Genomic DNA, 3,144 nt, shown 5'->3' on the forward strand with positions numbered 1-3,144 from the left:
GCGCGCTCAACCTGAATGCCATTGGTCGTACCGTGTTCCAGGAATATCAAACCATCAATGACTACAATATTTGCTGTTTTTTCAATGAAATAAGAAAGTCTTATCCTGACTATCATCAAAAAATTCATCTTATTGTGGATGGGGCGGGTTACAACAAAGCTCATCTTGTGAAGGAGTGGGCTTATGTTAGCAATATTGAGTTACATTACCTTCCGCCATACAGCCCAAATTTAAACCCGATAGAGCGATTATGGAAGGTCATGAATGAACAGGTTCGAAATAACCGTTATTTCGCTGATAAGCATGAATTTCGAGACAAAGTCTTCAAATTTTTCACCACAACGCTACCTGATATAGCGGACTCGCTGACGTCCAGAATTAACGACCATTTTCAGGTGCTAAAAACTGCATCTTGAAGTTTATTGGGTATAGACAAGCTCCGCGCTGTTTGCCGCACTGTAAGCGCCTTCCGGGGATAGCTTAATCAGTCCCAGACCTCAACTCACCATTGAAGGGCTCTGACTGGAACAACTCGGTTTTTATGCTGGCAGACCAGTTGTCATAGAAATAGAAGAATATAACCCCGATTGGATGAACTGCCTCCCGAATGTTATATATTTGTCTAACATTCGGGGGCAGTTCAGAATGATCGTGGGATTAAATATGCCACATAATTATCTTATTCAAATGGAGATAATTGATTGGAATATAACGGTAACATATCTATAGTCCGGCCATCTTCATCACAAAATTCAACCTCATATGCTTCTTCCTGCTCAGAATAAACATCAATAATGGCTCCCTTCATTCCAGTTTTAAGTCCACGTTCAGGAATGTCTGAGGTTAAAATAACAACATCAAAAAGAGAATATTTCATACCTATCTCACTTTACATAAAGCGTTGTTAATCTAGGTGTTGATGATTCAGGATCATATATCCAACCTGTACGAACAATCGCTGTTTTGCCGTTTGGCCCAGTAATTGGCATGTCAATAGTTATTCTTTGACCAAACTTATCAACATTACCAAGAATAGCTGTATTCGTTTTAGTCCCTGCCTGTATTTTAGATATTAAATCAGTAGCATTTGATTGGTTATATCCCAAGGCTGATTCAAAAACTTTAGCTTTATTTCCGCCAACAGGATGTTCAGTATTTAATGCATAAGAAGTAACTTTATTTGAATCAATCACAGCATTGTTAGCATTAACTAATTTACCTGAATTCTTAACTTCTATTACCGCTTCTGCATGTGTGTAGTTTTTCCAATTAGCAGTTTGGCCTGTTAACTTATCTTTACTAGCTAAAGTTGCATCATCAACTACACTCGTCCCCTTTCCAACATACAACTTCTCATTTTCAATCAAACTAGCTACGGCATGGGTATCAGGTTTAGCATTTCTTAACAGCGGTTCTGAGGCATGACTCAACTCTTCTGCCAGATTTTTCGCCCCTTCTTTGCTGTTACCTAATACTTTTACCGCTCCCGCCGCCAAAACACCGGTCCCAACAGCCGCTTCCGGCGCAACCGCATCCGCAACGAAAATCCCCACGTTATTCAGGCACAGAGCCGGATTGGCTTTACAGCCTTCCAGCGCAATACGCCCTGCCGTTGCCATTTCAGCCGAGCCCGCAATCAGTATATGACCGCCATAAACCAGCGCATAGCCGCCTGCCGCCACGGCGGTGACGGCAATCGCGGCATTCCGTCGCGCAATGACGCGCTCTTCCGCGGCTTTATCCCCTTTCTCTGCCGCTAATATATCTTTTTGATTATCTGCCGATAACTGATACAACATRTGCTCAGTCATGTTGTTACGATAGACMAGCTCCGCGCTGTTTGCCGCACTGTAAGCGCCTTCGGGGGGATAGCTTAATCAGTGCCCAGACCTCAACTCACCATTGAAGGGCTCTGACTGGAACAACTCGGTTTTTATGTTGGCAAACCGGTTGTCATAAAAATAGAAGAATATAGCCCCGATTGGATGAACTGTCCCCCGAATGTTATATGTTTGTCTAACATTCGGGGGTAGTTCACTAATGATCGGGGATTAGTAATCATTATTGATATACTACTTCATAGTTATTGCCCAATTCAGTTTGTAGCTTTTCTCGCAGATATTGACCTTTTTCCTTAAAGACTATTTCTTCTTCTGGGGTTGAAAATCTAGAGCTTAAGGGATCATCCAAATTTAATGTTTCATCATATTGTTTAGACCAATTATTTAATTCTTCTTTGAGAAAATCACTAATTGGTAAAACATCAGGATCAATATTCCCAACCTCACCATCTGAATCAATCCATAATGGATAACAATCGTAATCAACCATTAATTTTATTCTTTTCATCTACTTACTCCCTGCTGGATTAGCACCAACAATAAAGCCATTACTGCCAGTAGTCACTGCTATTCGTTGCTTTCGTCCATTGATTGTAATTTCATAAACCGGACGTCCAGTACTTTTTCCTTGATAACCGACAATCTTTCCTTTAGAAACAGCATCCATGACTATATTTGGTATTTGTGATTCTGAAACACCTATTTTGGCAAAGTCATTTACATGGCGTTCTACAATATGTTGAAGCCCCGCCGATGAATTACCTTTCTCAAGAAACACTATTTTACCATCAGCTAACTTTTCAGCTCTTAAGACATTTTCAGGTGAAAATTTGACACCATTCTTAGACATTTCTGTAAGGTATTGTTGGTTAATCGTCCCCTTTCCAACATACACTTTCTCATTTTCGATCAAACTAGCTACGGCATGGGTATCAGGTTTAGCATTTCTTAACAGCGGTTCTGAGGCATGACTCAATCCTTCTGCCAGATTTTTCGCCCCTTCTTTGCTGTTACCTAATACTTTTACCGCTCCAGCCGCCAAAGCACCGGTCCCAACAGCCGCTTCCGGCGCAACCGCATCCGCAACGAAAATCCCCACGTTATTCAGGCACAGAGCCGGATTGGCTTTACAGCCTTCCAGCGCAATACGCCCTGCCGTTGCCATTTCAGCCGAGCCCGCAATCAGTATATGACCGCCATAAACCAGCGCATAGCCGCCTGCCGCCACGGCGGTGACGGCAATCGCGGCATTCCGTCGCGCAATGACGCGCTCTTCCGCGGCTTTATCCCCTTTCTCTGCCGC

3 protein-coding genes and 2 pseudogenes are annotated in these 3,144 nt (G+C 42.6%); 1 reads left to right on the forward strand and 4 read right to left on the reverse strand.

Translation table 11 applies throughout. The features are described from left to right. Window positions 1-416: pseudogene (locus D3222_RS24000) on the forward strand (IS630-like element ISPlu19 family transposase); the annotation flags it as partial. 263 nt (window positions 417-679) lie between these two features. Here D3222_RS24000 and D3222_RS24005 read toward each other — a convergent pair. The 4 genes and pseudogenes from D3222_RS24005 to D3222_RS25725 form a co-directional block, all read right to left on the reverse strand. Then, window positions 680-877: a DUF4926 domain-containing protein gene (locus tag D3222_RS24005; protein WP_118988298.1), complete on the reverse strand. Its 198-nt coding sequence runs from the start codon at window positions 875-877 to the stop codon at window positions 680-682. A gap of 7 nt (window positions 878-884) precedes the next feature. Next, entirely contained in the window at window positions 885-1,811 is a 927-nt protein-coding gene (locus D3222_RS26380; protein ID WP_118988299.1) for a DUF6883 domain-containing protein, read from the reverse strand. Between the two features lie 250 nt (window positions 1,812-2,061). Next, entirely contained in the window at window positions 2,062-2,349 is a 288-nt protein-coding gene (locus tag D3222_RS24015; protein WP_118988300.1) for a hypothetical protein, read from the reverse strand. Then, window positions 2,350-3,144, reverse strand: a pseudogene (locus tag D3222_RS25725) (hypothetical protein); the annotation flags it as partial. It abuts the gene before it with no gap.

Source organism: Photorhabdus sp. CRCIA-P01 (assembly GCF_003545805.1).
Classification (GTDB): Bacteria; Pseudomonadota; Gammaproteobacteria; order Enterobacterales; family Enterobacteriaceae; genus Photorhabdus; species Photorhabdus antumapuensis.